Source organism: Aeromonas sp. s11, from assembly GCF_040907945.1.
GTDB classification, from domain to species: Bacteria; Pseudomonadota; Gammaproteobacteria; order Enterobacterales; family Aeromonadaceae; genus Aeromonas; species Aeromonas veronii.
The window spans coordinates 165262-191187 of the sequence record NZ_JBFOCU010000056.1 but is presented as its reverse complement, the minus strand read 5'-3'; the positions used below and the strand labels follow the sequence as shown (position 1 = coordinate 191187).

The 25926-nt window shown below is 58.5% G+C and carries 28 protein-coding genes; 24 read left to right on the top strand and 4 right to left on the bottom strand.

The features are described from left to right. Nucleotides 1-14: 14 nt before the first annotated feature. Together AB5Y84_RS16295 and AB5Y84_RS16290 are read right to left on the bottom strand one after the other, a co-directional pair. Nucleotides 15-473 (bottom strand): GAF domain-containing protein, encoded by a 459-nt coding sequence (locus AB5Y84_RS16295; protein ID WP_005336610.1) that lies wholly within the window; start codon nt 471-473, stop codon nt 15-17. A 93-nt stretch (nt 474-566) separates the two neighbouring features. Next, a complete protein-coding gene (locus tag AB5Y84_RS16290) occupies nt 567-1028 on the bottom strand; it encodes a hypothetical protein (RefSeq protein ID WP_129504044.1) in 462 nt (153 codons plus the stop codon). A gap of 281 nt (nt 1029-1309) precedes the next feature. Between AB5Y84_RS16290 and ccoN the strand changes: the two genes are divergently transcribed. The 11 genes from ccoN (at nt 1310) to ttcA (ending at nt 11552) form a co-directional block, all read left to right on the top strand. Then, the gene (gene ccoN, locus AB5Y84_RS16285) at nt 1310-2734 is read left to right on the top strand and encodes a cytochrome-c oxidase, cbb3-type subunit I (protein ID WP_005336616.1); all 1425 of its coding nucleotides are present in this window, start codon (nt 1310-1312) and stop codon (nt 2732-2734) included. Between the two features lie 16 nt (nt 2735-2750). Then, the gene (gene ccoO, locus AB5Y84_RS16280; protein WP_005336618.1) at nt 2751-3365 is read left to right on the top strand and encodes a cytochrome-c oxidase, cbb3-type subunit II; all 615 of its coding nucleotides are present in this window, start codon (nt 2751-2753) and stop codon (nt 3363-3365) included. Between the two features lie 10 nt (nt 3366-3375). Continuing rightward, nucleotides 3376-3555 carry a CcoQ/FixQ family Cbb3-type cytochrome c oxidase assembly chaperone gene (locus tag AB5Y84_RS16275; protein ID WP_005336620.1) on the top strand — a complete coding sequence of 60 codons (180 nt, stop codon included), beginning with the start codon at nt 3376-3378 and terminating at the stop codon, nt 3553-3555. Next, nucleotides 3555-4538, top strand: a complete 984-nt coding sequence (ccoP, locus tag AB5Y84_RS16270) for a cytochrome-c oxidase, cbb3-type subunit III (protein WP_021230094.1) — start codon at nt 3555-3557, stop codon at nt 4536-4538. Before AB5Y84_RS16275 ends, ccoP begins: the two co-directional genes overlap by 1 nt. A gap of 140 nt (nt 4539-4678) precedes the next feature. Further along, complete coding sequence (locus tag AB5Y84_RS16265) at nt 4679-5179, top strand: FixH family protein (protein ID WP_335812483.1); 501 nt, start codon at nt 4679-4681, stop codon at nt 5177-5179. An 86-nt stretch (nt 5180-5265) separates the two neighbouring features. Then, nucleotides 5266-7650 carry a heavy metal translocating P-type ATPase gene (locus AB5Y84_RS16260; RefSeq protein ID WP_368177380.1) on the top strand — a complete coding sequence of 795 codons (2385 nt, stop codon included), beginning with the start codon at nt 5266-5268 and terminating at the stop codon, nt 7648-7650. Nucleotides 7651-7788: 138 nt separating this feature from the next. Next, complete coding sequence (gene ccoS / locus AB5Y84_RS16255; RefSeq protein ID WP_005336630.1) at nt 7789-7977, top strand: cbb3-type cytochrome oxidase assembly protein CcoS; 189 nt, start codon at nt 7789-7791, stop codon at nt 7975-7977. Beyond that, nucleotides 7961-8647 (top strand): sulfite exporter TauE/SafE family protein, encoded by a 687-nt coding sequence (locus AB5Y84_RS16250; RefSeq protein ID WP_368177379.1) that lies wholly within the window; start codon nt 7961-7963, stop codon nt 8645-8647. The genes ccoS and AB5Y84_RS16250 overlap by 17 nt, the downstream gene beginning before the upstream one ends. A gap of 68 nt (nt 8648-8715) precedes the next feature. Beyond that, nucleotides 8716-9471, top strand: coding sequence for an FNR family transcription factor (locus AB5Y84_RS16245; protein WP_005351934.1), 756 nt, complete (start codon nt 8716-8718; stop codon nt 9469-9471). Between the two features lie 150 nt (nt 9472-9621). Beyond that, nucleotides 9622-10569 (top strand): universal stress protein UspE, encoded by a 948-nt coding sequence (uspE, locus tag AB5Y84_RS16240; protein ID WP_005345417.1) that lies wholly within the window; start codon nt 9622-9624, stop codon nt 10567-10569. Between the two features lie 74 nt (nt 10570-10643). Then, the gene (gene ttcA / locus AB5Y84_RS16235) at nt 10644-11552 is read left to right on the top strand and encodes a tRNA 2-thiocytidine(32) synthetase TtcA (RefSeq protein ID WP_005336634.1); all 909 of its coding nucleotides are present in this window, start codon (nt 10644-10646) and stop codon (nt 11550-11552) included. A 103-nt stretch (nt 11553-11655) separates the two neighbouring features. On the opposite strand, the gene AB5Y84_RS16230 is transcribed toward ttcA, so the two are convergent. Together AB5Y84_RS16230 and AB5Y84_RS16225 are read right to left on the bottom strand one after the other, a co-directional pair. Continuing rightward, the gene (locus AB5Y84_RS16230; protein ID WP_368177378.1) at nt 11656-12342 is read right to left on the bottom strand and encodes a DUF2987 domain-containing protein; all 687 of its coding nucleotides are present in this window, start codon (nt 12340-12342) and stop codon (nt 11656-11658) included. Between the two features lie 16 nt (nt 12343-12358). Further along, nucleotides 12359-13096, bottom strand: coding sequence for a hypothetical protein (locus AB5Y84_RS16225; RefSeq protein ID WP_005351939.1), 738 nt, complete (start codon nt 13094-13096; stop codon nt 12359-12361). 201 nt (nt 13097-13297) lie between these two features. Here AB5Y84_RS16225 and potA point away from each other — a divergent pair, with 201 nt between their 5' ends. From potA to AB5Y84_RS16160, 13 genes are all read left to right on the top strand, one after another. Beyond that, nucleotides 13298-14401 carry a spermidine/putrescine ABC transporter ATP-binding protein PotA gene (gene potA / locus AB5Y84_RS16220; protein ID WP_368177377.1) on the top strand — a complete coding sequence of 368 codons (1104 nt, stop codon included), beginning with the start codon at nt 13298-13300 and terminating at the stop codon, nt 14399-14401. After that, nucleotides 14388-15275: a spermidine/putrescine ABC transporter permease PotB gene (gene potB / locus AB5Y84_RS16215; protein WP_368177376.1), complete on the top strand. Its 888-nt coding sequence runs from the start codon at nt 14388-14390 to the stop codon at nt 15273-15275. The genes potA and potB overlap by 14 nt, the downstream gene beginning before the upstream one ends. After that, complete coding sequence (gene potC / locus AB5Y84_RS16210) at nt 15272-16042, top strand: spermidine/putrescine ABC transporter permease PotC (RefSeq protein ID WP_005336644.1); 771 nt, start codon at nt 15272-15274, stop codon at nt 16040-16042. Before potB ends, potC begins: the two co-directional genes overlap by 4 nt. An 81-nt stretch (nt 16043-16123) precedes the next feature. Further along, a complete protein-coding gene (locus AB5Y84_RS16205; protein ID WP_005345409.1) occupies nt 16124-17191 on the top strand; it encodes an extracellular solute-binding protein in 1068 nt (355 codons plus the stop codon). A 402-nt stretch (nt 17192-17593) separates the two neighbouring features. Continuing rightward, on the top strand, nt 17594-17998 hold the full coding sequence (locus AB5Y84_RS16200; protein ID WP_005336648.1) for an MbcA/ParS/Xre antitoxin family protein: 405 nt from the start codon (nt 17594-17596) through the stop codon (nt 17996-17998). Then, the gene (locus AB5Y84_RS16195) at nt 17998-18687 is read left to right on the top strand and encodes an RES family NAD+ phosphorylase (protein WP_005336650.1); all 690 of its coding nucleotides are present in this window, start codon (nt 17998-18000) and stop codon (nt 18685-18687) included. The genes AB5Y84_RS16200 and AB5Y84_RS16195 overlap by 1 nt, the downstream gene beginning before the upstream one ends. 434 nt (nt 18688-19121) lie before the next feature. Continuing rightward, complete coding sequence (locus AB5Y84_RS16190; protein WP_368177375.1) at nt 19122-19739, top strand: glutathione S-transferase family protein; 618 nt, start codon at nt 19122-19124, stop codon at nt 19737-19739. Nucleotides 19740-19972: 233 nt separating this feature from the next. Further along, nucleotides 19973-20392 carry a D-ribose pyranase gene (gene rbsD, locus AB5Y84_RS16185; RefSeq protein ID WP_338774879.1) on the top strand — a complete coding sequence of 140 codons (420 nt, stop codon included), beginning with the start codon at nt 19973-19975 and terminating at the stop codon, nt 20390-20392. Nucleotides 20393-20428: 36 nt separating this feature from the next. Further along, the gene (gene rbsA / locus AB5Y84_RS16180; protein WP_005336668.1) at nt 20429-21958 is read left to right on the top strand and encodes a ribose ABC transporter ATP-binding protein RbsA; all 1530 of its coding nucleotides are present in this window, start codon (nt 20429-20431) and stop codon (nt 21956-21958) included. Then, entirely contained in the window at nt 21955-22923 is a 969-nt protein-coding gene (gene rbsC / locus AB5Y84_RS16175; RefSeq protein ID WP_005336670.1) for a ribose ABC transporter permease, read from the top strand. Before rbsA ends, rbsC begins: the two co-directional genes overlap by 4 nt. 30 nt (nt 22924-22953) lie before the next feature. Next, nucleotides 22954-23829: a ribose ABC transporter substrate-binding protein RbsB gene (rbsB, locus tag AB5Y84_RS16170; protein WP_368177374.1), complete on the top strand. Its 876-nt coding sequence runs from the start codon at nt 22954-22956 to the stop codon at nt 23827-23829. Between the two features lie 108 nt (nt 23830-23937). Beyond that, nucleotides 23938-24870 carry a ribokinase gene (gene rbsK, locus AB5Y84_RS16165; protein ID WP_368177373.1) on the top strand — a complete coding sequence of 311 codons (933 nt, stop codon included), beginning with the start codon at nt 23938-23940 and terminating at the stop codon, nt 24868-24870. Further along, nucleotides 24870-25874, top strand: coding sequence for a substrate-binding domain-containing protein (locus tag AB5Y84_RS16160; protein WP_005360590.1), 1005 nt, complete (start codon nt 24870-24872; stop codon nt 25872-25874). The genes rbsK and AB5Y84_RS16160 overlap by 1 nt, the downstream gene beginning before the upstream one ends. The last annotated feature ends 52 nt before the right edge of the window (nt 25875-25926 follow it).

Below are 25926 nucleotides of genomic sequence, written 5' to 3'. Positions count from 1 at the left end.
CATCTAGCAATGACTTAGAGCATGCTTTCCAAAATTTGCACCGTTTCTTCGAGGCCAATCCGGTCTTGCTGGTCGAAACGGTTAAAAATCGGACTGTCGATATCGAGTACCCCGATGATCTCGCCACCACGGCGCACCGGGATCACGATTTCCGAGTTGCTCGCGCCATCGCAAGCGATGTGACCGTCGAACTGGTGGACATCGTCAATGAGCTGGGTTCTCCCCTCTGCCACTGCCGTACCACACACCCCGCGGCCGACCGGGATCCGCACGCAGGCCGGTTTGCCCTGAAATGGCCCCAATACCAGGGTCTCGCCCTGCAACAGATAAAAACCGACCCAGTTGATCTCCTCCAGCTCCTGATTAAGCAGTGCGGAGAGGTTGGCCAGATTGGCAATAAGATCGGTTTCCCCCTCCAGCAGCGCCTTGGCCTGCTGGTTGAGGGTGCGATAAAACGGTTGTTTTTCAATCATGATTAAATGAACTTCACTCCCTGATGGTTTGGGGAAGGTAACGCCTGGCCGGGAAATTTCAAATATTTTTTCCACTCCCCGCTCCTTGCGCCGTTATTCCCGGGCAACGGAAAGCGCCAATTGCTGGCGTTGACCATTACTCCACTCGATATTTAACAACCAGATCATGACGGGTGATGTACAGCTCCCCACCTGGGTCACCCCCTGCCACTGTCCGTCTATTTTTTCAAAGCTCACCGGAATGGTGCCCATAAACATATCTTTGCCTTCGAGTGTCGCTTTCACCGGTTTGATGGCCGGATCGCCGCCGGTAATAGCGATGGCAAAGTCATGTTCAGCGCGCAGCGGTAATTCCTTGATGGCGACCGTCAGTGGCTTGTCACCAATCAGCGCGCTGCAAGGGGTGTGGGAAAGATCACAAATTTGATCTTTTTTCTGGTCAGCAGAGACGCTGTTATCGGCCGAAAACCAGGTGCGATAGGCCATCAGCGCCAATAACAGCGCCAATACCAGTACGAGGTGCAAAACTTTACGTGCGGTAAGTCTCTCTTTCATCAAAAACAGCCCGATTAAGATGCAATTAAAATAGTTTTTTGTGATCTCGAACAAGGTAAAAAACTGCCATATCGAGACCGGACGGAGCCAAATATATCACTGTTTATACTGTTATTTTACCTGTCACTTCAGTATCATTCCCATGCAGTTTTCATTTAGCCATCTTTTGCTTTTCCTTTCGTTAACAGATGTTAACAACTGGTCGGCGGTGGCTGATGAAGCCAGTCCGGTCCTCCGGATACAAAACCAAACAACAGCAGCATCGGAAGCGGAATATAACGATGAGCCATACAACTAACCATCCTGAGTACAACTACACCGTTGTTCGCCAGTTTACCGTCATGACGATTGTCTGGGGAATTGTCGGCATGTCGGTTGGCGTACTGATCGCAGCCCAGTTGATCTGGCCTGCCCTCAACTTCGAGACCCCGTGGCTGACTTACAGTCGTCTGCGGCCCCTCCATACCAACGCAGTGATCTTCGCCTTCGGCGTCAGTGCACTGATGGCCACCTCCTTCTACGTGGTTCAGCGCACCTGTCAAACCAGACTGTTTGGTGGCCCACTGGCAACCTTCGTCTTCTGGGGTTGGCAAGCAATCATCCTCTCTGCCGCCATCTCTCTGCCGCTGGGTTACACCTCCGCCAAAGAGTATGCCGAGCTGGAGTGGCCGATTGATATCGCCATCACTGTGGTATGGGTCGCCTATGCCATCGTCTTCTTCGGCACCCTGATGAAGCGCACCACCTCCCACATCTATGTGGCGAACTGGTTCTTCGGCGCCTTCATCATCACCGTTGCGGTGCTGCACATCGTCAACAACATGGAAGTGCCCCTCTCCGGCATGAAGTCCTACTCCATGTACTCCGGCGCCATGGACGCCATGGTGCAGTGGTGGTACGGCCACAACGCGGTAGGCTTCCTGCTGACCGCCGGCTTCCTGGGGATGATGTACTACTTCGTGCCCAAGCAGGCCGGTCGTCCGGTTTACTCCTATCGCCTCTCCATCGTCCACTTCTGGGCGCTGATCTCCCTCTATATCTGGGCCGGTCCGCACCACCTGCACTACACCGCACTGCCTGACTGGGCTCAGTCACTGGGCATGGTGATGTCCCTGATCCTGTTCGTACCCTCCTGGGGCGGTATGATCAACGGCATCATGACTCTCTCCGGTGCCTGGCACAAACTGCGTTATGACCCCATCCTGCGCTTCCTGATCGTCTCCCTCTCTTTCTACGGCATGTCGACCTTCGAAGGCCCGATGATGGCGATCAAAACCGTCAACGCCCTCTCCCACTACACCGACTGGACCGTCGGTCACGTGCACTCCGGTGCGCTGGGTTGGGTTGCCATGGTCTCCATCGGTGCGGTTTACCATCTGATCCCGAACCTGTTCGGCCAGGGCCGGATGTACAGCGTCAAGCTGATCAACGTTCACTTCTGGCTGGCGACCGTGGGCACCGTGCTCTACATCGTTGCCATGTGGATTTCCGGCGTGATGCAGGGCCTGATGTGGCGTGCAGTCAACGAAGACGGCACCCTGACCTACAGCTTCGTTGAAGCGCTGCAGGCATCCTATCCCTTCTATTTCGTGCGCTTCCTGGGTGGCTGCTTCTTCGTCACCGGCATGTTGCTGATGGCTTACAACGCCTATCGCACCATCACTGCGCCCAAAGGTTCTCTGGAACCTGTCGCCCAGCCAGCATGATTGAAGAGGTCAACCCATGAGCAACAATAACCGTCACGAAATATTTGAAAAAAGCGTTCCCATGCTGGTGGTCGGCATCATCTTCGCCATCAGTCTGGGGGGCCTGGTTGAAATCACTCCACTGTTCTTCCAAAAGCAAACCACCGAGCCGGTGGAGGGCCTCAAGCCCTACACCGCTCTGCAGATGGAAGGACGCGACATCTTCATTCGCGAAGGCTGCACCAACTGCCACAGCCAGATGATCCGTCCGTTCCGTGCCGAAACCGAGCGTTACGGTCACTACTCGGTCGCAGGCGAGAGCGTCTGGGAGCACCCCTTCCTGTGGGGCTCCAAGCGTACTGGTCCGGATCTGGCCCGTGTTGGTGGCCGCTACTCCGACGAGTGGCACAAGGTTCACCTGATCAACCCGCGCGATGTGGTACCGGAATCCAACATGCCCGCCTATCCCTGGCTTGATACCAATGTGCTGACCGGCGAGATGACGGCCAAGAAGCTGGCGCTATTCCGCGATCACTTCGGTGTGCCCTATACCGACGCCGATATTCAGGGTGCGGGCGAAGCCGTCAAGGGCAAAACCGAGCTGGATGCGCTGGTGGCCTATCTGCAATCACTGGGTCATGCCCTGAAATAAGGAGGCGAAGATGGACTACGGCACATTTCGCGGTCTGTATACCCTGCTGTTGATGGCCATCATGATTGGCATCATCGTCTGGGCCTACAGCAAACGCCGCAAGACCTCTTTCGACGAGGCTGCCAATCTGGTTTTTGCCGATGATGAGCAACCCGGTGCTGATAAAAAGAACGCAGGAGCGAAACAATAATGAGCACTCTGTTTAGCATTTTTGTGACTGTAATCAGTCTGGGAACCATCCTCGGCTGCTTCTTGCTGCTGATGTGGTGCCGCAAGGACAAGATGGGTGTTGAAGAAGGCAAATCGATGGGTCACTCCTTCGATGGTATCGAGGAGATCAACAACCCGCTGCCGAAGTGGTGGACTTACATGTTCCTCTTCTTCATCGTCACCGGTCTGGTCTATCTGGTCGCCTTCCCGGGACTTGGCAACTTCAAAGGTCTGTTGGGCTGGCAAAGTTCCAACCAGGACGTGCGCTCGCTGGCCGAATCCAAGGCTGCAACCGAATCGGCCAAGGCTGAAGGTCGCGCGGTGGAGTATGACCGTGAGGTCGCCAAGGCTGACGAGATCTACGGCGCCAAGTTCCGTGAACTCACCTATGAAGCGGATGGCAAAACCTATCGTGCCATCACCGAGATCGCCAAGGATCCGGAAGCCCTGAAAGTGGGTCAGCGTCTGTTCCTGCAGAACTGCTCCCAGTGTCACGGCTCCGATGCCCGTGGTGGCCGTGGCTTCCCGAACCTGACCGACAGCGAATGGCAATGGGGCGGCCAGCCAGATCAAATCAAGACCACCATCATGGGCGGTCGCCAGGGGATCATGGCTGCCTGGGGTGAAATCCTCGGCAAAGATGGCGTTCAGGAAGTGGCCTCCTATGTGCTAAGCCTCTCCGGTCGCAAGGTCGACCTGGTGGAAGCGAAGAAAGGTGAAGCACGCTTTGCCATCTGCGCTGCCTGCCACGGGGCCGATGCCAAGGGCGGTGTTGCAGTCGGTGCGCCAGATCTGACCAACAACACCTGGCTCTACGGTGGCTCCCGCGAAGTGGTGGTACAAACCATCACCCACGGTCGTCACGGCGTGATGCCAGCCTGGAAAGACATTCTGGGTGAAGACAAGGTTCACCTGCTGGCCTCCTACGTTTACAGCCTGTCTCATCAACAGTCTGCCAAATAAGGTTCGCCCGTAACGTTGTAACATGTGATAAACACGTGATTACACAGCAAAAAGCCTCGACTCCTCGAGGCTTTTTGTTATCTTGTGTTGCGTAAAAACCATCTTCCACGTTAATCATTCGTTTCATGGCAGTAGCAATCATGACCCAACCTCTATCCAAACCGTGGTATCGCCAATTCTGGCCCTGGTTTATCATCGCCCTCCCCACTGCCGCCGTTGTCGGCAGTATCGCCACCGCCATCATCGCCAGCCAGGATGGGGTCAATCTGGTGGCCGAGGACTATTACAAACAAGGGAAAGAGATCAATCAGGACTTGAGCAAGTTTGACCGCTCCGAAGCCCTCAATATCCGCTTTGGGCTGGAGGTTGACGGCAACGAGCTGACCCTCAAACCCATCAGCGGTGACATTCCTGCCGGGCAAGCTCTCTATCTCTCATTGTTCCACCCGACCTTGGCCGGTCAGGACAGCGAACACATGATCACCGCCGATGCGAGCGGCACCTATCGCCTCCATTTCGACAAGCCGCTGGTCGGCAAGTGGCACATTCGGGTCGATGCCTTTGATCACCAATGGCGATTGCAAGAGACCGTCCAGCTGCCCACCCTGGCCCCTGTCGAACTCGACCCGAAAGGACGCTAAGCCATGACCGGCTGTTCTCACTGTGGCGAGCCGGTGCTCGCCAGTGCCCCTGCAGCTTGCATTCTGCATTCAGGGGGGCATCAATCATGACCCCATGCTTTCACTGTGGCGAGCCGGTACCCGCTAATAGTGGCTATTCCCTCGAGATAAAGGGGATTGTTCGCCCCATGTGCTGCCCCGGTTGTCAGGCGGTGGCGGAAACCATCATGGAGTGCGGACTCGCCAGTTACTACGATCACCGCACCGCCCCCGGTACCAAGGGGGATCTGGTACCCGAGGAGCTGGCCGCCCTCACCCACTACGATCTGGCAGAAGTGCAACAGGATTTTGTCACCGACAGCGGTACCCTTCGCGAAATCCAGCTGACAGTTGAAGGGCTCACCTGCGCCGCCTGTGCCTGGCTTATCGAACGCCACCTGATGACACTGACGGGCCTGCGCTACATCAATGTCAACACCACCACCCACCGGGCCCGCATCAAGTGGGATCCGGACCAGCTCTCCCTGAGTGACATTCTCAAGGGATTTGCCCAGATCGGCTATCGCGCCTACCCGTTCCAGACCCATCAACAAGAGGCCCTCTACGCCAAAGAGGTGCGCAGCTATATGTTCCGGCTGGCACTGGCAGGGCTTGGCTCAATGCAGGTAATGATGTGCGCCGTGGCCCTCTATATGGACCTCTTCATCAGTGTTGAAGATGAGTTCATGGTCTACTTCAAGTGGATAAGCCTGCTGCTCTCCACCCCCATCATGATCTACTCGGCCCAACCCTTTTACGTGGGTGCCTGGCGCAGCCTGAAACAGGGTCACCTGTCGATGGATGTGTCAGTGTCGCTGGCGCTGATCGGGGCTTTTATCGCCTCCATGTGGGCCACAGTGTTCAATACCGGTGAGGTCTATTACGACTCCATCACCATGTTCGTCTTCTTCCTGCTGCTGGGGCGCTTTCTCGAGTTGCGGGCCCGGCGCAAGGCGTCGGAATCGAGCTCCAATCTGGCCAGACTGGTGCCCATCATGGCGACCCGCATCGATGATGAAGGAGAGCATGAGGTAGCGGCTAAGACCTTGCAGGTCGGCGATCGGATACGGGTGCTTGCTGGCGCCACCTTGCCGGCGGATGGCATCATTGTCGAAGGGCAAGCCAGCCTCAACGAATCCATGCTGACCGGTGAACAGCTGCCCCAGCTCAAACAGTTAGGCGATCAGGTCTATGCCGGCACTATCAACACGGATGCTCCGCTGCAGATCAGGGTCAGCCACCGTATCGAAGAGTCGCGGATCGCCCAGATCATGCGGCTGCAGGATCACGCCCTCGACGACAAACCGGCCATCGCCCAGATGGCGGATCAGCTGTCGCGCCACTTTATTCTGGTGCTGCTGATCATTGCCGCCGCGGTCTGGACCTTCTGGCACTTCCATCAACCGGATCAGGCGTTCTGGATCACCCTCGCCGTGCTGGTGGCCACCTGCCCCTGTGCCCTGTCACTCGCGACCCCGACGGCACTGACCTCGGCCACCGCCAATCTGACCCGTAACGGCATTCTGCTGCGCCGCGGTCATGTGCTTGACGTGCTGACCAAGGCCAACCGGATCGTGATGGACAAGACTGGCACCCTGACCACAGGGGAGATCAGTCTGACGCACACCCAGGCGTTGGCCGACCTTGATGAGGCTCACTGCCTTGCCATCGCCCGGGCCATGGAGGCGCAATCCGAGCACCCCATAGCTCGCGCCTTCCGGCTACCTGCCGACAGTATCAGTGTGCTGCTATCCGCCCGCGAGATCACACCGGTCATCGGTCACGGCATCACAGCGCTGGTGGATGGCGTACGCTACCGCATCGGCAGTGCCCGCTGGCTTGGGCTGGATCCGGCGCAAGAGCGCGGCCGCGGTCTGGCTATCTATCTGGCCGACGAGCAGCAGGTCTTGGCCCGCTTCAATCTGGAAGATACCCTGCGCCCCGATGCCAGGGCGCTGATCGCGGCATTCAAGGCAGCAGGTCTGCAAACTACCGTGCTGACTGGCGACAGCTCTTTGCAGGCAGACGAGATTGCCCGGGAACTGGGGGTAGATGAGCTGGTCAAGGGGGTCTCACCCGATGGCAAGCTGGCCTACCTCAAGGCCCGGGAAGCCCAGGGGGATATCAGCATCATGGTGGGCGATGGCATCAACGACGCCCCGGTACTGGCCGGAGCTCACGCCTCGTTTGCCATGGCTGGTGGCACCGATCTGGCGAAAAACAGCGCCGATGCCATCCTGCTGGCCGATGACCTGAGCCGACTGCTCGAGGCCAGAGTGCTGGCAATGCGTACCCGCAAGATCATCATCGAGAACTTCGCCTGGTCCATCGGTTACAACCTGCTGGTGTTGCCGCTGGCGGCCTGCGGCTGGCTGCCCCCCTATCTGGCGGCAGCGGGCATGTCGCTCAGTTCACTCATCGTGGTGACCAACTCCATGCGCCTCAACCGATGAGACCGGTGGCGGAAAATAGCTGAAAATGTGGCCTGCCTCCGATGCAGGCCACATTTCTCACTGATAGCGGCTGGCCCCCTGCCCGAACAGGGTTACCATAGGGGACGCTTGCCAAGGATGAACGCCAAGGTACCTCTCATGAATATAATTTTTGTCCTGATCCCCATCGCTATCCTGTTTGTGATCATCGCCGGGGTCGTCTTCTTCTGGGCCATTCGCTCCGAGCAATTTGAAGATCTCGACCGGCAGGGTTCCAACATCCTGTTTGACGAAGAGCAACCTGCCCACAAACCCGTAAAGCCTGCTGACCATGACCCACAACCTTGATCTGGCCGGCGCCCTGCTGGTCGGACTGGCAGGCTCTGCCCACTGTATTGGCATGTGCGGTGGCGTCTCCGCCGCGCTCTCCATGGCGATCCCAGCCAACAAGCAGCATTTTTGGGGGCGACTCGCCTATCTGCTCAACTACAACCTCGGCCGGATCCTGAGCTATGTGATTGCAGGTGCACTGGTGGGCGGCCTGCTCGCCACAACCAGCGAGCTGGGCGCAGGCAAACACGCTATTGCCGGCTTACGCTTGGTGGCGGCGCTGCTGATGATTGCGCTTGGTCTCTATCTGGCGGGCTGGTGGCAAGGGATCTTGCTGCTGGAGCGGCTCGGCGCCAGACTTTGGCCCCGTATCAAACCGCTAGCAGGCAAGTTTCTCCCCTTCACCTCACCTGTGCAGGCACTGCCCTTTGGCATGGTGTGGGGCTGGCTGCCCTGCGGGCTGGTCTACTCGATGCTGACCTGGAGCGCGGCAGCCGGTTCGGCCAGTGGCGGGGCGCTCATCATGCTCTTTTTTGGTCTCGGCACCCTGCCCACCCTGTTTGCGTTGGGAGGGCTTGCCGATCGCCTGAGATACTGGCTCACCCTGCGCAGTTTGCGCCTTGGCGGTGCCCTGCTGCTCATTTTTTTCGGGGTACATACCTTCTGGATTGGCATTGCTTCCTTTTGAAACCCTATCCAAAACGGATGAGTTGATGGTAAACTTGTTTGATATAAATCAATTATTCGTATGAGCCTATGATCCCGGAAAAGAAACCTGGCAGACGTATCCAGAGCGGTGGCTGTGCAATTCATTGCCAGGATTGCAGCATCAGTCAGCTCTGTATTCCCTTCACTCTGAACGACAACGAGCTTGATCAGCTGGACAGCATCATCGAGCGCAAGAAGCCGATCCAGAAGGGTGAAGAGCTGTTCAAGGCTGGCGATGAGTTCAAATCGCTCTATGCCATCCGTTCCGGGACCATCAAGTCTTACACCATCACCGAGCAAGGGGATGAGCAGATCACTGCATTCCACCTCGCTGGCGATCTGGTCGGTTTTGATGCCATCAACAAGCAGGCCCACCCCTCCTTCGCCCAGGCGCTGGAAACGGCCATGGTGTGCGAGATCCCGTTTGAAGTGCTGGATGATCTCTCCGGCAAGATGCCCAAACTGCGCCAGCAGATCATGCGTCTGATGAGCAGCGAAATCATGGGCGATCAGGAGATGATCCTGCTGCTCTCCAAGAAGAATGCCGAAGAGCGCCTCGCCGCCTTCCTGCACAATCTGTCGGTACGCTTCTCCGAGCGCGGCTTCTCCGCCAAGGAGTTCCGTCTCTCCATGACCCGTGGTGACATTGGCAACTATCTGGGGCTGACTGTCGAGACCATCAGTCGTCTGCTCGGCCGTTTCCAGAAGTCCGGTCTCATCAGCGTTAAAGGCAAATACATTACTGTGCTGGATCAGGTCGCGCTGGGCATGATGGCCGGTGCCACTCGCCCGCCCTGCGGCTGATTTTTCCGCTACCCTCTCGCTTTTCTCCTGCTTTCCCTGCCGGATCCTTTCCTCTGGAATGTGATCCGGTACGTTCCCCATACCCTCCTCCTGCGCTAAGCTGTAATGGCTAAGATTCTGCTGTCATTGGACTTTTCCAAGGAGGAGAAGATGGTCAAATATCAGAATATTCTGGTGGTTATCAATCCAGAAGAGGAGCGTCAAATCGCCCTCGAACGGGCAGTCAAAGTCGCCGAGCTGGACGAAAACGCCCATCTGACCCTGCTGCTCACCATCTATGACTTCTCGTATGAAATGACCGCCATGCTCTCGGTGGACGAGCGGCAAGAGATGCGCGACGGCGTCATTTCACAGCGACGTGAGTGGCTGGACGAGATCCTGACCCCCTATCGGGCACAGGGGATCGAATGCGAAGTGAAGGTAGTCTGGCACAATCGCCCCTTCGAGTGTGTCATTCAGGAAGTGCTGGAGCAGCGCCACGATCTGGTGGTCAAAGCCACTCACCATCACAGCTTCCTGCAAACCTTTATCTTTACCCCCACCGACTGGCACCTGCTGCGCAAATGCCCCTGTCCGGTGCTGCTGGTCAAGGAGGGTCACTGGCAACGGGGCGGCAACATCATCGCCGCCATCAACTGCTCAAGCGACGATCCGGATCAGAAACTGCTCAATGAACGGATCACCCAGGAGGGGAGCGACATCGCCGAGCTGCTGGGCTCCAACCTCTATCTGGTCAACACCTACCCGGGCACCCCGGTCAACGTGGCCATCGAGCTGCCGGAGTTTGATCCCAACGCCTACAACGAAGCGATCCGCAAACACCACGAAAGCCTGCTGCTCAGCCATGCCGACAAGTTCGGGATCGGTCATCTCTGGACCCGGGTAGCAGAGGGGCTACCGGAAGAGGTGTTGCCGGATATGGCCGAAGAGCTCAAGGCAACCCTGATGATCATGGGCTGTGTCGGCCGTACCGGTCTTTCTGCTGCTCTGCTCGGCAATACCGCCGAACATGTGATTGACCGCCTCTCCTGCGACATCCTGATCCTCAAACCGGCGGACTACAGCTGCCCGGTCGACAGTCGTCGCAATCAATCATAAGGTGCCTGGCACCTTGCCCTCCCCCGGGACATGGCTATAATAACGCGCTTATTTGTGTCCCGGGTTTTACGAGCATGCTAGAAGAGCTGAACGCCAAAGAAAAATACAGTTTTAACAAACTGCAGAAGCGCCTGCGGCGCAACGTGGGTCAGGCCATTGCCGACTTCAACATGATTGAAGAGGGCGACAAGGTCATGGTCTGCCTCTCCGGCGGCAAGGACAGCTTCGGTATGCTCGACATACTGATGAGCCTCAAAGCCAGCGCCCCCATCCATTTCGATCTGGTTGCCGTCAACCTGGATCAGAAGCAGCCCGGTTTCCCCGAGCATGTGCTGCCCGAGTACCTGGATTCCCTCGGCATCGAGTACAAGATTGTCGAAGAGGATACCTACTCCATCGTCAAGGAGAAGGTACCGGAAGGCAAAACCACCTGCTCCCTCTGCTCACGGCTGCGCCGCGGTATTCTCTATCGCACCGCCCAGGAGCTGGGTTGCACCAAGATTGCCCTTGGCCACCACCGCGACGACATCCTTGAGACCCTGTTCCTCAACATGTTCTACGGTGGCAAGCTCAAGTCCATGCCGCCCAAGCTGGTGAGCGACGATGGCAAGAACGTGGTGATCCGCCCGCTGGCCTACTGCAAAGAGAAGGACCTGATCCGCTACGCCGATGTCAAAGCCTTCCCCATCATTCCGTGCAACCTGTGCGGCTCGCAGGAGAACCTTCAGCGTCAGGCCATCAAACAGATGATGCAGGATTGGGATCGCCGCTTCCCCGGTCGTATCGAGACCATGTTCACCGCCATTCAGGATGTGATCCCGAGCCACCTGCTCGACCACAAGCTGTTTGACTTCAAGAGCATCAACCGCGACTCCGGCATCATCGATGGCGGCGACAAGGCGTTTGATCCGCCCGAGATGCCAAAGGCGCCGCTGCTGGATATCGACGAGATGGACATGCTGGATGTGATTGAAGTGCGCTAAGCCGCTCTCACAAGGCAAACGCCACGCAATAAAAAAGGAGCGATAATCGCTCCTTTTTTGCTTTCTTGATCTGCCTCTTACCAACGTGACAGCACCATCGGCATCAGCCTTTGTGCAGCCAGGGGGTCAGTCGCAACACGTCACCCTGCAGGCGCAGTTGCCCGGCAGCGAACGCGGCCAGTTGCTCATTGCTTAGCAGCAGGTGGCCTTCCTCCCAGGGCAGCGCTTCCTGACGGGCGCCATCAATCAGATAGGCGGTGCCGATCTGCTGTACCAGGGTAATGCGCACCCCTTCCATCTTCGGCAGGAAGTGCTTGCCGACCATGCCCGCCATCTTGTCGAGCAGCGACTGCATCTGTTGCTGACGTGCCGCCAGCTCGACCAAGGGCAGCTCGGGCCAGTTCGGCGCATCTGCCATCACCTGTACCGTCATATCGCAAGTGGCGTGCTCTTCTTTCAGGCCGACGGTCACGATCCCCTTGTCGAGGTTGAGATCCTCATCAAAAGGCAGGCGCAGTTCGCTATCGACCGTTACCTCGCCCGCAACCTCTTTGCTGTCGGTTGCAACCCGGGCAAAGGTGAGGCCACAGCGCTGACCATTTTGCGGATCGGTCAGATAAAACCCCAGTCTGGCGTGACCAAACTCCCCTTTGGCAAAGGTCTTCATCTGGCTGTAGAAGGTGCTGTATTGCAGATCCAGCACCGGCTCAGCCAGCGCCAGCCCTGGCAGCAAGAGCGTGGCCAGCAGGCTCTGGCGCACAGCCTTGGTCACTCCATATCGACGGGTCATTCAACGTCCTTTTGCATCATGCATTGAAATGGTTGGGGCCTTCTGTCACCTCGTTAACCTCTACCCCCACCCCGCAGAGATCCCGATAGAGGATCCCCTTGCAGTTGAAATAGAGCGGTGCCACCCAGATAAGCCCCAACCCCATGGGGATCAGAGCCAGGAAGAAGAGCGCGGTCATCACGCCGTGGAACAGCACAATGCTTGGCCAGCCGCGTGCGAAAAGCTTGAGAGAGACCAGAATGGCCTGGGGCGGCGTCAGACCGCGTTCCAGCACCAGCGGGACGGTAAAGAGCAGCCCCATGCCGATCAGGGCCGAGGGAATGAAAGAGAGTACGGCGGGCAAGCCCAGCAGATCGAATAGCGGGCCAAACAGGCTGGTGAGCAGACTGCCTAGCAGGCTCAACATGCCGAGGCGTACAAAGTGGCGGAAGAAGTCGAACACCTGGTTGGCTCTAGCGCGCACCCCGACAGACTGCTGCAACCCCAGCATATCGAGGGAGCTGGTCATGGGGGCCATCACCACCGTCATCAGCAAGCTCAGCACCATGGCCACATTCATCTGGCTGTCATCCCCCAGATAGGGCAACAGCAGCACATTGCTGAGCAGGATCCAGATCGCCGTCACCCCGACAATCGCCAGCAGCAGGCCAAATCCGGTACGGCGGGTCTGTTGCCATCCCTCCTGGATGACCCCTTTCAGATCAAGGCGGTAGCCCTGGTTCAGAGACTGCTCAAGGGAGCCGCCAATACGCATTTTATTACTCAATTGACTATCCAATATCGAAAACGACCAAATCAGGTGGCACATTATAGCGATTTGGTCTGCTATTCGTAGCCGTTTTTCCTGCGCACTTGCGGCTAATTCGGGCCAAAAAGCCTTTAATTTCATGTGTCGGCTGCATAGAATGCGGCCCTCTTTCAACACGATGGCCACTGGCTGGGGTGAGACTGGCGGATGATGAACAATCCACAGGTAATTGTCGCGCTGAACAAGATCAGCAAAAAATACGATGGCAAGGTGATCCTGAGTGACCTTGACCTTGAAATCTACGATGGTGAATTTCTTACCCTGCTGGGCCCTTCCGGCTGTGGCAAGACCACCCTGCTGCGCCTGCTGGCCGGGCTCGAGTCGGTCGATGGGGGCACCATCCATCTGGCCGGTGACGAGATCACCCATATCCCCGCCGAACACAGGCACATCAACACCGTGTTCCAGAGCTATGCGCTCTTCCCCCATATGACGGTGTTTGAAAACGTCGCCTTTGGCCTCGAGATGCAGAAAGTACCGACCAGCGAGATCCGCCAGCGGGTCGAGGAGACCCTCGCCATGGTGCAGCTCACCGAGCTGGCCAACCGCCGCCCGGATCAGCTCTCCGGCGGCCAGCAGCAACGGGTCGCCATTGCCCGCGCCGTGGTCAACAAGCCGCGCCTGCTGCTGCTCGACGAATCCCTCTCGGCGCTCGACTACAAGCTGCGCAAGCAGATGCAGAGCGAGCTCAAGGCGCTGCAACGTCGCCTTGGCATCACCTTTGTCTTCGTTACCCATGATCAGGAAGAGGCACTCACCATGTCTGATCGCATCCTGGTGATGGAGGGGGGCAAGATCATCCAGCGCGGCACCCCGCGCGATATCTACGAATCGCCAGCCAACCTGTTCGTGGCCCGCTTTATCGGCGAGATCAACGTGATGGATGGAAAGCTGATCAGTCAGCGCGAACCCGGTATCTGGCAAGCGGAGGTAGAGGGGCGCGAGTGCCTGCTTCATACCACCTTGCCGTTCCAGCCAGACGACAAGGTGCTGGTGCTGCTGCGCCCGGAAGATCTGCGCATTCTCGATCAGGATGACGATCAGAGCGGTGCGCTACGGGGCAATATCCGCGAGCGCAACTACAAGGGGGCGACGCTGGATTCGGTGATCGAACTCGAAAGTGGCAAACAGCTGCTTATCTCAGAGTTCTTCGACGAGGATGACCCCGACTTTGACTACCGTCTGGGTCAGGAGGTGGCGATCCACTGGGTCGACAGCTGGGAGGTGGTGCTGCCCTATGAGCCTCACTAATCTGCGGGTACCGCACAGCTTTGCCCACAATGGCTTTCGCAACGGGGCCATCGCGCTGATCCTGGGCTGGCTGACACTGTTTGTCTTCCTGCCCAACCTGATGATCATCGGCGTCAGCTTCCTGACCCGTGACGAGTCCGAGCTTATCGCGCCGCTCTTTACCCTGAGCAACTATGGCCGCCTGCTGGACCCGCTCTATTTCGAGGTACTGCTCCACTCCCTCTGGCTGGCGCTGCTCGCCACAAGCATCTGCTTGCTGGTGGGTTACCCCTTTGCCTGGCTGCTGGCCCATCTGCCAGCGCGTATCCGCCCGCTGCTGCTGTTTCTGGTGGTGGTGCCGTTCTGGACCAACTCCCTGATCCGCACCTATGCGCTGAAAGTGCTGCTCGGCACCCGGGGGCTGATCAACGGCTGGCTGCTGGATCTGGGGCTTATCGAGCGGCCGCTGCAGATGATGTATACCGAGGTGGCCGTCATCATCGGGCTGGTCTATGTGCTGCTCCCCTTTATGGTGCTGCCTCTCTACTCCAGCATCGAGAAGCTGGATGGCCGTTTGCTGGAGGCGGCGCGAGATCTCGGCGCCAACGGCTGGCAGCGGCTGGTGCGGATCATCTTGCCCCTCACTCTGCCCGGCATCATCGCCGGTTGCCTGCTGGTATTCCTGCCCGCCATGGGGATGTTCTATGTCTCTGACTTGCTGGGTGGCGCCAAGCACCTGCTGATCGGCAACCTGATCAAGACCCAGTTCCTCAACAGCCGTGACTGGCCCTTCGGCGCCGCCATCAGCGTGATGCTGACGGTACTGATGGCGCTCTTGGTCTACTGCTACTGGCGGGCGGGCAAACTGCTCAGCAAGAAGGGGGAGGTGGCATGATGCGCGCATTGAAAGCTCTGTTTCTGCTGCTGGTGTTTGGCTATCTCTATGTGCCCATCGGGGTGCTGATCGCCAACTCCTTCAACCTGTCGAAATATGGCATCGACTGGCGCGGCTTTACCCTGGGCTGGTATGAGAAGCTGTTTGCCAGCGCCAGCCTGATGCAGGCTGCCCAGCACTCCCTGACCATCGCCGCCCTCACCGCCACCGCAGCCACCCTGATCGGCACCCTCACCGCCGTGGCACTGTTTCGCTACCGCTTTCGCGGCAAGCAGTACGTGAGCGGCATGCTGTTCGTGGTGATGATGTCCCCCGATATCGTGATGGCCATTTCGCTGCTGACCCTGTTTGTGGTGACCGGCATTGCGCTCGGCTTCTGGTCGCTGCTGATCGCCCACATCACCTTCTGCCTGCCGTTCGTGGTGATCACCGTCTACTCGCGGCTGTGCGGTTTTGATGTGCGGATGCTGGAGGCGGCGCGGGATCTGGGGGCTGGCGAGTGGATCATCCTGCGCCGCATCATACTGCCGCTTGCCCTGCCGGCGGTGATGGCGGGCTGGCTGCTCTCCTTTACCCTGTCGCTGGACGATGTGGTGGTGAGCTCCTTTGTGACCGGCCCGGCCTACGAGATCCTGCCACTCAAGATCTACTCCATGGTCAAGGTGGGGGTCTCCCCCGAGGTCAACGCCCTGGCAACCCTGATGCTGGTCGCCTCCCTCGGGATGGTGCTGCTGGCGCAACTGTTACTGCGTAAACGGCAGGGTTGACCCTGCCCGTTTCGTCCCCGCCACCTTTGGCGAACTCTGTCACGGTGGGCCGCAAGGCCCCATAACCCCAAGGAGTTGTTGATGACAATCCAACACAAGGCCGGCGCCCTGCTGGCAGCCGCCCTCACCCTCACCACCCCGCTGCTGAGCCAGAGCGCTCACGCGGCCGACGACAAGGTGGTCTACTTCTACAACTGGTCGGAATATGTGCCGGACGGCCTGCTGGAGCAGTTCCAGCAAGAGACCGGTATCAAGGTGATCTACTCCACCTACGAATCCAACGAGACCCTCTACGCCAAGCTGAAAACCCATGGCGACGGCTATGACGTGGTCGTGCCCAGCACCTATTTCATCTCGAAAATGGCCAAGGAGGGAATGCTGCAGCCGCTGGATCGCGCCCAGCTGCCCAACTTCAAGCACCTCGACCCTACCCTGCTCAACCACGAGTACGACCCGGACAACCGCTACTCCATCCCCTATATCTGGGGTGCGACTGGCATCGGCACCAACACCGACATCATCGAGCAGCCGGTCACCAGCTGGAAACAGCTCTGGGCGCCGGAGTGGAAAGAGAGCCTGCTGCTGATGGACGATGCCCGCGAGGTGTTCCATATCGCGCTGGTGCAGCTGGGCTACAGCCCCAACACCCAGGACAAGGCGCAAATTGCCGAAGCGTTCGAATACCTGAAAAAGCTGATGCCCAACGTCAAGGCGTTCAACTCCGACAACCCGGCCGACCCCTTTATCGCCGGTGAGGTCAATATCGGCATGCTGTGGAACGGCTCGGCCTACGGCGCCCAGCGCGAATACCCCTCCATCCAGATGACCTACCCCGAAGAAGGCGCCGTGCTCTGGATGGACAACCTCGCCATCCCGGCCAAGGCCAAGCATGTGAAAGAGGCCCACGCTCTGATCAACTTCCTGATGCGCCCCGATGTGGCCGCCAAGGTGGCCGAGGCGATCGGCTACCCCACTCCGGTCAAGGATGCCATTCCCCTGCTCACCCCGGCGTTTCGCAACAACCCCATGGTCTTCCCGAGCGACGAGATCAAGCGCAAGGGCGAGTTCCAGTCCGATGTGGGTGATGCCTCCCGCCTCTACGAGCAGTACTTCCTGCAGTTGAAAGCCATGGTGGCCAAAGCCGGTTAAGTCGGCGGTTAATCGGCCCTGACGGGGTTAATGGATTAAGGGAGCAATCGCTCCCTTTTTCATCTTCACCTCTTCGATGCCTAAACACGACAGCACACCGATCGACACATGGCGCGCCTCGTGTCTGGCCTCCATCAAGCTGGCCCATCGGTTCGAAAATGAGGCCAATAAAGACGCCGAGAAAATCAACCCAATGTACCAGCCAGGACCACACCAGATAGTGGCTGACCACTGAGTGTTTTTTGCGTGACCTCAAGGAAGAAGATTAACGCCCAAGAATGAACACATATGTGTACATATGTATAAATGTGTACATGTGTGCGCATTTCTTCTACACTAAGCTCAAGTTAACATTTCAAGCGCCAGACAGCCGTCTGGCGCTGACTATAGTAAGGAGGACATATGGCCAACACTGCACAAAAAGCCCTGAAAAATGGCGCCATTGACCCCAGTAAGGCACTGCCTGTGGTATTCCGTATCCTGGATAAGTGGCACTGCAATACAGATGAACAGCTGAAACTTCTTGGCATTTCATCCCGTTCAACATTGAACAAATACAAAGAGTCAAACGGCGGGATCCGTCTGACCGTGGATATGCAAGAACGGATGAGCTACATCCTCAATATCCATAAGTGTCTGAGGATGCTGTTCAGTGCCGACGACAGCATCTACGGCTGGGTGCGCAAACCCAACAGCCATCCCTTCTTTGCCGGGCGCAGCGCGATGGACATTATGAACGCTGGCCGCGTGGCTGATTTGTATGAAGTGGCCACCCGTCTGCATGCCTGGCGCGGGGGTATGGCCTGATGCAAGAGCCGCCACTGATTGAACTCAAGGGGGAGCGAGCCTATCGGATCATTCCAAGCCGCTACCCCACCATCGATCTCTATGAAGACGTAGCTAATGCGGACGAACTGGAGGCCGTCTGGGCCATAGAGTCACTGACCAATGATCGGTTGAATGAAGCGGCGGGTGATCTGTCGTTGGTACCGAAAGAGGATTGGTTGGTCGGGCTAAATGGCAGCAGCTATGTGATGGCAGCCTTCACCCATATCAACCCGGAAGGAGCCCGATTCACCACTGGCGATTTCGGCGGTTACTACTGCGCCCCCCTGCTCGATACTGCCATCAAAGAGACTGTGTATCACCAAGAGCGCATGTTCGGCTACACCAACGAACCCGCTCAGAAAGTACAGATGCGGGTGCTCTATACCGAGTTCAACGCCAATCTGGTCGATATCACCAGCGCGGAATTTCTCTCCACCCCGCTTTATCACGCAACCAACTATGGTCAATCCCAAGCTTTCGCCCAAGAACAGAAAACCAAGGGGATAGACGGTATCCACTACCGTTCTGTGCGCCACAGCGGTCATAACTGCCATGTGCTCTATCGCCCCCGTCTGGTCACCAAGATCCACCAAGCCCAGCATCTGGAATACCACTGGAATGGCAGTGCCATCGCCAATGTGTTGGAAATTAAGCTATATGGGGAATAAGGTTCTGTCTTATTGATAATAATTGCGGTGCGCCCCTTCAAGCCTGAAAGGATCATCGCAAAAAGGATCTGTATTCCCGCACACGGGCATCAGTCTTCCACCTGCATGATTTCTCACAGATAGAGTGCATCGCGAGGCGGGAGCGCTATTGCCCCCCCAGTCCTTTCAGTACCAACTTGCCACCCCTCAGTCGTCAGCGATGCCATCAAGCTCAGCAACATCTGGTTCGAGGTTTTGGCCAAGGGGTTTAGGGTGTGGGCAAACAGCAAAGCGGCCAAAGTCGATTAATTCTGCGCTTTTTCATCCCTCCTTAGGGGTGTAGATTGGTTAAGGGGCAAGCGTTGCCCCCTCTCTTTTTTCATGACTGCCCGTGGTGCTCCGCGAAACAATCTTTCGCCGATATCGCGGGTGGCCTGAGCCAATCAGGAGTATTCATGTCCGATCTGACCCTTTATTTCGCTCCCGGCACCTGTGCCATGGCCGTGCAGATTGCCCTGCTGGAAGCGAATGCCCCGTTCCAATCCCGTCTCGTCAACCTCGCCGCAGGAGAGCAGCGTGATCCTGCGTATCTTGCCATCAACCCCAAAGGGCGGGTGCCTGCCCTGATCACCGAGCAGGGCACCCTGACCGAGACCCCGGCCCTGCTGCTCTATGTGGCGCAGCGCTTCCCCGCAGCCAAGCTGGCGCCGCTGGACAACCCGTTCCTGCTGGCCCGCATGCAGGAGGTCAACAGCTTCCTCGCCTCCACCGTGCATGTCTCCCACGCCCACGGTCGCCGTGGCAGCCGCTGGGCCGATGACGAGCAGGCCATTGCCGCCATGCAGCAGAAAGTCGCCAGCAATATGCGCGATGGCTTTGCCCAGATTGAGCAGCACTATCTGGCAGGCCCCTGGGTGCTGGGCGAGCAGTTCAGCGTGGCGGATATCTATCTGTTCGTGGTCGCGGGCTGGCTGAAAAGCGATGGGGTCGAGATCAGTGAATTCCCCAAGGTTGCCGACCATTATCAGCGCATGCTGAGCCGTCCGGCGGTCGCCAAGGCACTGGCCAACTAACCATAAAATCAATAGCTCGATAAATAACAAGGGTGTCAGGGCTCTGCTGACACCCTTCCTGCCTCCTCCCCTGCACTTCTTCTCCCGCCTTTGAGATCGTTTTCACATTTCCGTGGTTTTGCCGTGGCCCTTCCCCGGTAAAAAGCCTATCTTTGCGCCATGACGCAACCGGTTGCGTAACCGGTTGCCTAGCGGTTCACAGATTGACGGGCCAAGGCCTGATGAGGTGCTGTATGAAACGAGGCGTACTGCTCAATGCTCCCCTGAGTGCTCTGGTGGCACAGATGGGCCACACCGACGAGATCACCGTCTGCGATGCAGGCTTGCCCATTCCGGCAGGTCCGGAGCGGATCGATCTGGCGCTGATGGCGGGGACACCCAGCCTTGCAACCGTACTGACCGCCCTGCTCACCGATCTGGTGGTGGAGAAGGTGATCATGGCAAGCGAGATCAAGCAGATCAGCCCCGCCGCCCATCAGGCGCTGGTCGATCAGCTTGAGGCGCACGCCGCCGCCCAGGGCAAGCCCATCGCCATCGAATACTGTCTGCACGAGGAGTTCAAAACCCGCTCCCGCCAGAGCAAGGCGATCGTACGCAGCGGCGAGGTGACTCCCTACACCAACCTGATCCTCTGCGCCGGTGTGGCGTTCTGACCTTCTTCAAAGAAGGCCTCTTCAAGGAAACTGCAAATGAGCACAACCTCCCCCCTCTCACCCATTCTGGAGCTGACCGGGATCGTCAAGACCTTTCCCGGTGTGCGCGCCCTCGACGAAGCGGGTCTGCGGGTCTATCCGGGCCAGGTGATGGCCCTGCTCGGTGAAAATGGCGCCGGCAAATCCACCCTGATGAAGGTGCTGACCGGTATCTATCAGGCCGATGCGGGCAGCGTCAGCTACCGCGGTCAGCCGGTTCACTTCAAGGGACCGCGCGACTCTCAGGATCAGGGGATCAGCATCATCCATCAGGAGCTGAACCTGCTGCCGGAGTTGTCGATTGCCGCCAATATCTTCCTCGGGCGTGAACCCCGTACCCGTTTTGGCAGCATCGACCACAAACAGCTGCGCGAGCGGGCAAGCGGCCTGCTGGCACGACTTGGCGTCAAGCACGGGCCGGATACCCGGCTCGGGGATCTCTCCATCGGCGAACAGCAGATGGTGGAGATTGCCAAGGCGCTGTCGTTCGATGCCAGCGTCATCATCATGGACGAGCCGACCGATGCGCTGACCGATACCGAGACCGAGCAGCTGTTCAAGGTTATCCGCGAGCTGCGCGAACAAGGCTGCGGCATCGTCTATATCTCCCACCGCCTCAAGGAGATCTTCGAGATCTGCGATCGGGTCACTGTGCTGCGCGATGGCAAGTGGATCGGCGAGAAGGCGGTGAGCGATCTGGATGAAGACAAGATCATCGAGATGATGGTGGGCCGCCGACTGGAAGAGCAGTATCCGCGTCTTGAGCGCGAGCTTGGCCCCGTCAGCCTGCAGGTTAAGGATCTGGCCGGTCCCGGCGTGCGCGGGGTGAGTTTCTCCCTGCGTCAGGGGGAAATTCTGGGCTTTAGCGGCCTGATGGGCTCCGGCCGTACCGAACTGATGAAGCTAATCTATGGCGCCAGCCCCATCAGCGCCGGTGAAGTGGCAGTGGACGGTCATGCGCTGGTGCCCAAAAGCCCGGCCGATGGTCTGGCCGCAGGCATCGCCTATATCTCCGAAGATCGCAAGGGGGATGGGCTGGTGCTGGAGCTGTCGGTGCGAGAAAACATGAGTCTGTGCGCCCTCGACGAGTTCATCAGCAACGGCAAGATTGACGGCAAGGCCGAACGGCAGGCGGTGAGCGACTATGTGCGCCTGTTCAACATCAAGACCCCGAGTCAGGATCAGCTGATAAAGCTGCTCTCTGGCGGCAACCAGCAGAAGGTAGCCATCGCCAAGGGGCTGCTGACCCGGCCCAAGGTGCTGATCCTCGACGAGCCGACCCGCGGCGTCGACGTGGGGGCGAAAAAGGAAATTTATCAGCTGATCAACCAGTTCAAGAAGGAGGGGATGAGCATCATTCTGGTCTCCTCCGAGATGCCGGAAGTGCTCGGCATGAGCGATCGCATCATGGTGATGCATGAAGGGCGCATCAGCGCAGAGTTCAACACCCGCGATGCCAATCAGGAGAAGCTGATGGCGGCGGCAGTCGGTAAACAGTGGCAAGCAGAGCAAGAGGCATCCCAATGACAACCCAAACCCTTTCCCGCCGCGGCGTCATGAGCAAGGCGTGGTGGATCGAGAACAAATCCCTGGTCGCGCTGCTGGTCCTGATTGGTGTGGTCTCCTTTCTGAGCCCCAACTTCTTCACCGCCGACAACCTGCTCAACATCCTGCGCCAGACCTCGGTCAACGCCATCATGGCGGTCGGTATGACGCTGGTTATCCTTACCGCCGGTATTGATCTGTCGGTCGGCTCGGTACTGGCCCTGTGCGGTGCACTGGCCGCCACCATGGTCGCCATGGAGCTGCCGATCTGGCTGGTGGTGCCCCTCACTCTGGGTGCCGGTGCTCTGCTGGGCGGCGTCAGCGGCCTCATCATTGCCAAGGGCAAGGTACAGGCATTTATCGCCACTCTGGTCACCATGACCGCCCTGCGCGGCATCACCATGGTCTATACCGAGGGTCGCCCCATCTCCACCGGTTTCAGTGACGGCGCCGATCACTTTGCTTGGCTCGGTACCGGTTACCTGTTCGGTCTGCCGGTACCCATCTGGCTGATGGCCATCGTCTTCCTGCTCGCCTGGTTCATGCTCAACCACACCCGTCTCGGTCGCTACATCTACGCGCTGGGTGGCAACGAATCGGCTACCCGCCTCTCCGGTATCAATGTGGATCGGGTGAAGCTGGCGGTGTATGGTCTGTGCGGCGCGCTCTCGGCACTGGCAGGGCTTATCGTTACCTCTCGTCTCTCCTCTGCCCAGCCGACAGCGGGCATGGGTTACGAGCTGGATGCCATCGCCGCCGTGGTGCTGGGTGGTACCAGCCTGATGGGCGGCAAGGGCCGTATCATGGGTACCCTGATAGGGGCGCTGATCATCGGCTTCCTGAACAACGCCCTCAACCTGCTCGACGTATCCTCCTATTACCAGATGATCGCCAAGGCCAGCGTGATCTTGCTTGCCGTGATGATCGATAACAAAAGCAATCGTTGATAAGACAAGCCACACACAAGGAATGAAATGATGAAAAAGCTCAATACCCTGCTCGCTGCCGCCATCATGTCCGTGCTGGGCACCGCCCATGCCGCCGATCAAACCCTGGCCATGGTGGTTTCCACCCTCAATAACCCCTTCTTCGTCACCATGAAAGAGGGTGCCGAAGCCAAAGCCAAAGAGCTTGGCTACGAGCTGGTGGTACTGGACTCCCAGAATGACCCGGCCAAAGAGCTCTCCAACATGGAAGATCTCACCATACGCAAGGTCGGCGCCATCCTGATCAACCCCACCGACTCCGAAGCGGTCGGCAACGCTATCCGTCTGGCCAACCGCGCCAGCATTCCGGTACTGACTCTGGACCGTGGTGCTGCGCAGGGTGAGGTCAAGGCCCATATTGCCTCCGACAACGTGGCAGGCGGCAAGCTGGCCGGTGACTTTATCACCGAAAAACTGGGTACCGGCGCCAAGGTCATTCAGCTGGAAGGGATTGCCGGTACCTCCGCCGCCCGCGACCGTGGTGAAGGCTTTGCCTTGGCCGTGGCAGCCAACAAACTGCAGGTGCTGGCTTCCCAGCCTGCCGACTTTGACCGCACCAAGGGTCTGAACGTCATGGAAAACCTGCTGGCTGCCCACCCGACCGTTCAAGCCGTCTTTGCCCAGAACGACGAGATGGCGCTGGGTGCCATCCGCGCCGTGCAGGCTGCCGGTAAAGAGGTGATGATCGTCGGCTTCGATGGCACTGACGATGGCAAAGCCGCCGTTGCCAAGGGTAAACTGGCCGCCACCGTGGCCCAGCAACCCGCCCTGATCGGTGCCATCGGCGTCGAGACTGCCGACAAGGTGCTGAAAGGTCAACCGGTCGAGAAATCCATTCCGGTACCGCTGCAAGTGGTCAGCAAGTAAGTGCTCGAGGGGAGGTTCGCCTCCCCTTTTCCCCTCAATTACGGTGCCTCCCGGCTTGAGCTCACTCAGTCATTGTGTTCAAGCCAAGATGCATCAGGAGTAGTCAACATGAATCGTCTCGTCGTTTTGGGCAGTGTCAATGCAGACCATGTGCTGCGCGTTCCCCACTTTCCTCGCCCGGGTGAAACCCTGACCGGTCACAGCTATCAGGTGGTGCCCGGTGGCAAGGGGGCCAATCAGGCGGTTGCGGCAGCCCGCCTCGGCGCCCCCGTCTCCTTTATCGCCCGCATCGGTGATGACGCCATCGGCCACCAGATGAAGAGCGGTTTTGCCAAAGATGGCATCGACGTCAGCGCCGTCGAGCTCGATCCCAAGCTCCCGACCGGTATCGCCATCATCTATGTGAGCGATGAGGGGGAGAACAGCATAGGTATCTCCGCCGAGGCGAACGGTGCCATCACCCCTGCCGTGGTGAAAAACCACGAAGCGATGATCGCCGACGCCCACACCCTGCTGTTGCAGCTGGAAGTGCCGCTGGAGAGCGTCCATGAAGCTGCACGGCTGGCTCGCGCCAACGGCACCCGGGTGGTACTCAACCCCGCCCCCGCCCGTCTGCTCTCCGCTGAGCTGTTGGCGCTGGTGGATCTTATCACCCCCAACCAGACTGAAGCCGAGCTGTTGACCGGCGTCAAAGTCACCGACGAAGCGAGTGCCCGCGAGGCGGCCGCCCGCTTCCACCAGATGGGCATTGCGGATGTGATGATCACCCTAGGGTCGCAGGGGGTCTATTGCAGCAACGCCCAGCAGCAACAGCTGATCCCGGGCTTTCGGGTCAAGGCGGTGGATACCACTGCCGCAGGCGATACCTTCAACGGCGCCCTGCTGGCGGCAGAACTGGCGGGTGCCGATTTCCACAGCGCGGTGCGCTTTGCCCATGGGGCAGCGGCACTCTCCGTCACCCGGTTCGGCGCCCAGAGCTCCATCCCAAGCAAGCAGGAGGTCGACACCTTCCTGCTTGAGCAGACTGCACAGGGGCACTGATGGCCAATATCAAGGAGGTGGCGGCGCTGGCGGGGGTCTCCACCACCACCGTCTCCCATGTCATCAACGAGACCCGTTTTGTGGCCGAGGAGACCCGCGAGCGGGTCTTTGCGGCCATGCGCGACCTCAACTATGCCCCAAGTCTGGTGGCCCGCAGCCTCAAGGTGAAGGAGACCAACAGTATCGGCATGCTGGTCACCACCTCCAGCAACCCCTTCTTTGCCGAGGTGGTGCGCGGGGTGGAGCGCTACTGCTTCGAGCAGGGCTACAACCTGATGCTGGGCAACACCGAGGGTCAAGCCGAGACGGCCCTCTCCTACCTCAAGATGATGCTGCGTAAGCGGGTCGATGGCCTGCTGATCATGTGTAGCGAAGGACAGCAAGAGGTCTTCAACCAGCTCGACTGGCTCAAGAGCCTGCCGGTGGTGGTGATGGATTGGGGGCTGGTCAGCGAGGATGTGGATCTTATCGCCGACAACTCCTTCCACGGTGGTTATCTCGCGACCCGCCATCTGATTGAGCTGGGCCATACCGCCATCGGCTGTATCACAGGCCCCCACAGCCGCGCGCCCGCCAACCAGCGCCAGGCTGGCTTTGAACAGGCGTTGCAGGAGGCAGGTCTCACGATCAATCAAGAGTGGATCCAGGAGGGGGACTTTGACTGCGCCAGCGGCCATCAGGCGATGACTCGTCTGCTGGCATTGCCCGAGCGCCCCACCGCCCTCTTTGTCTGCAACGACATGATGGCGATGGGAGCCATCAGTGCCGCCCATCAGGCGGGGCTGGTGATCCCGCGGGATATCTCCATCGTTGGCTATGACAATGTGGCACTGGCAGAATTTATGTCGCCGCCGCTCACCACCGTCAACCAGCCCAAAGAAGAGCTGGGACGCCTCGCCGTCACCCGCCTGCTGGCGCGGATCAACGGCGAAGCGGTGGAGAATCACCTGATCACCGTCGACCCAGACCTGGTGATCAGACAATCTTGCGCGCCCCGCCCCTGATTTTCAGGGACAACAAAAGAACAAGGCGACCCAGAGGTCGCCTTGTTTCGTT

Excerpts from the sequence above, each read along its gene's own strand:
- AB5Y84_RS16265 (WP_335812483.1), top strand. The coding sequence starts at position 4,679 with ATGACCCAACCTCTATCCAAACCGTGGTATCGCCAATTCTGGCCCTGG.
- rbsK (WP_368177373.1), top strand. The coding sequence starts at position 23,938 with ATGAATCGTCTCGTCGTTTTGGGCAGTGTCAATGCAGACCATGTGCTG.
- ccoN (WP_005336616.1), top strand. The coding sequence starts at position 1,310 with ATGAGCCATACAACTAACCATCCTGAGTACAACTACACCGTTGTTCGC.
- AB5Y84_RS16225 (WP_005351939.1), bottom strand. The coding sequence starts at position 13,096 with ATGCGTATTGGCGGCTCCCTTGAGCAGTCTCTGAACCAGGGCTACCGC.
- AB5Y84_RS16190 (WP_368177375.1), top strand. The coding sequence starts at position 19,122 with ATGTCCGATCTGACCCTTTATTTCGCTCCCGGCACCTGTGCCATGGCC.
- ccoS (WP_005336630.1), top strand. The coding sequence starts at position 7,789 with ATGAATATAATTTTTGTCCTGATCCCCATCGCTATCCTGTTTGTGATC.
- AB5Y84_RS16160 (WP_005360590.1), top strand. The coding sequence starts at position 24,870 with ATGGCCAATATCAAGGAGGTGGCGGCGCTGGCGGGGGTCTCCACCACC.
- ccoP (WP_021230094.1), top strand. The coding sequence starts at position 3,555 with ATGAGCACTCTGTTTAGCATTTTTGTGACTGTAATCAGTCTGGGAACC.
- AB5Y84_RS16260 (WP_368177380.1), top strand. The coding sequence starts at position 5,266 with ATGACCCCATGCTTTCACTGTGGCGAGCCGGTACCCGCTAATAGTGGC.
- AB5Y84_RS16205 (WP_005345409.1), top strand. The coding sequence starts at position 16,124 with ATGACAATCCAACACAAGGCCGGCGCCCTGCTGGCAGCCGCCCTCACC.
- potC (WP_005336644.1), top strand. The coding sequence starts at position 15,272 with ATGATGCGCGCATTGAAAGCTCTGTTTCTGCTGCTGGTGTTTGGCTAT.
- ccoO (WP_005336618.1), top strand. The coding sequence starts at position 2,751 with ATGAGCAACAATAACCGTCACGAAATATTTGAAAAAAGCGTTCCCATG.
- rbsA (WP_005336668.1), top strand. The coding sequence starts at position 20,429 with ATGAGCACAACCTCCCCCCTCTCACCCATTCTGGAGCTGACCGGGATC.
- ttcA (WP_005336634.1), top strand. The coding sequence starts at position 10,644 with ATGCTAGAAGAGCTGAACGCCAAAGAAAAATACAGTTTTAACAAACTG.
- AB5Y84_RS16200 (WP_005336648.1), top strand. The coding sequence starts at position 17,594 with ATGGCCAACACTGCACAAAAAGCCCTGAAAAATGGCGCCATTGACCCC.
- uspE (WP_005345417.1), top strand. The coding sequence starts at position 9,622 with ATGGTCAAATATCAGAATATTCTGGTGGTTATCAATCCAGAAGAGGAG.
- AB5Y84_RS16250 (WP_368177379.1), top strand. The coding sequence starts at position 7,961 with ATGACCCACAACCTTGATCTGGCCGGCGCCCTGCTGGTCGGACTGGCA.
- AB5Y84_RS16245 (WP_005351934.1), top strand. The coding sequence starts at position 8,716 with ATGATCCCGGAAAAGAAACCTGGCAGACGTATCCAGAGCGGTGGCTGT.
- AB5Y84_RS16290 (WP_129504044.1), bottom strand. The coding sequence starts at position 1,028 with ATGAAAGAGAGACTTACCGCACGTAAAGTTTTGCACCTCGTACTGGTA.
- rbsB (WP_368177374.1), top strand. The coding sequence starts at position 22,954 with ATGAAAAAGCTCAATACCCTGCTCGCTGCCGCCATCATGTCCGTGCTG.
- AB5Y84_RS16195 (WP_005336650.1), top strand. The coding sequence starts at position 17,998 with ATGCAAGAGCCGCCACTGATTGAACTCAAGGGGGAGCGAGCCTATCGG.
- AB5Y84_RS16230 (WP_368177378.1), bottom strand. The coding sequence starts at position 12,342 with ATGACCCGTCGATATGGAGTGACCAAGGCTGTGCGCCAGAGCCTGCTG.
- AB5Y84_RS16275 (WP_005336620.1), top strand. The coding sequence starts at position 3,376 with ATGGACTACGGCACATTTCGCGGTCTGTATACCCTGCTGTTGATGGCC.
- rbsD (WP_338774879.1), top strand. The coding sequence starts at position 19,973 with ATGAAACGAGGCGTACTGCTCAATGCTCCCCTGAGTGCTCTGGTGGCA.
- rbsC (WP_005336670.1), top strand. The coding sequence starts at position 21,955 with ATGACAACCCAAACCCTTTCCCGCCGCGGCGTCATGAGCAAGGCGTGG.
- potB (WP_368177376.1), top strand. The coding sequence starts at position 14,388 with ATGAGCCTCACTAATCTGCGGGTACCGCACAGCTTTGCCCACAATGGC.
- AB5Y84_RS16295 (WP_005336610.1), bottom strand. The coding sequence starts at position 473 with ATGATTGAAAAACAACCGTTTTATCGCACCCTCAACCAGCAGGCCAAG.
- potA (WP_368177377.1), top strand. The coding sequence starts at position 13,298 with ATGATGAACAATCCACAGGTAATTGTCGCGCTGAACAAGATCAGCAAA.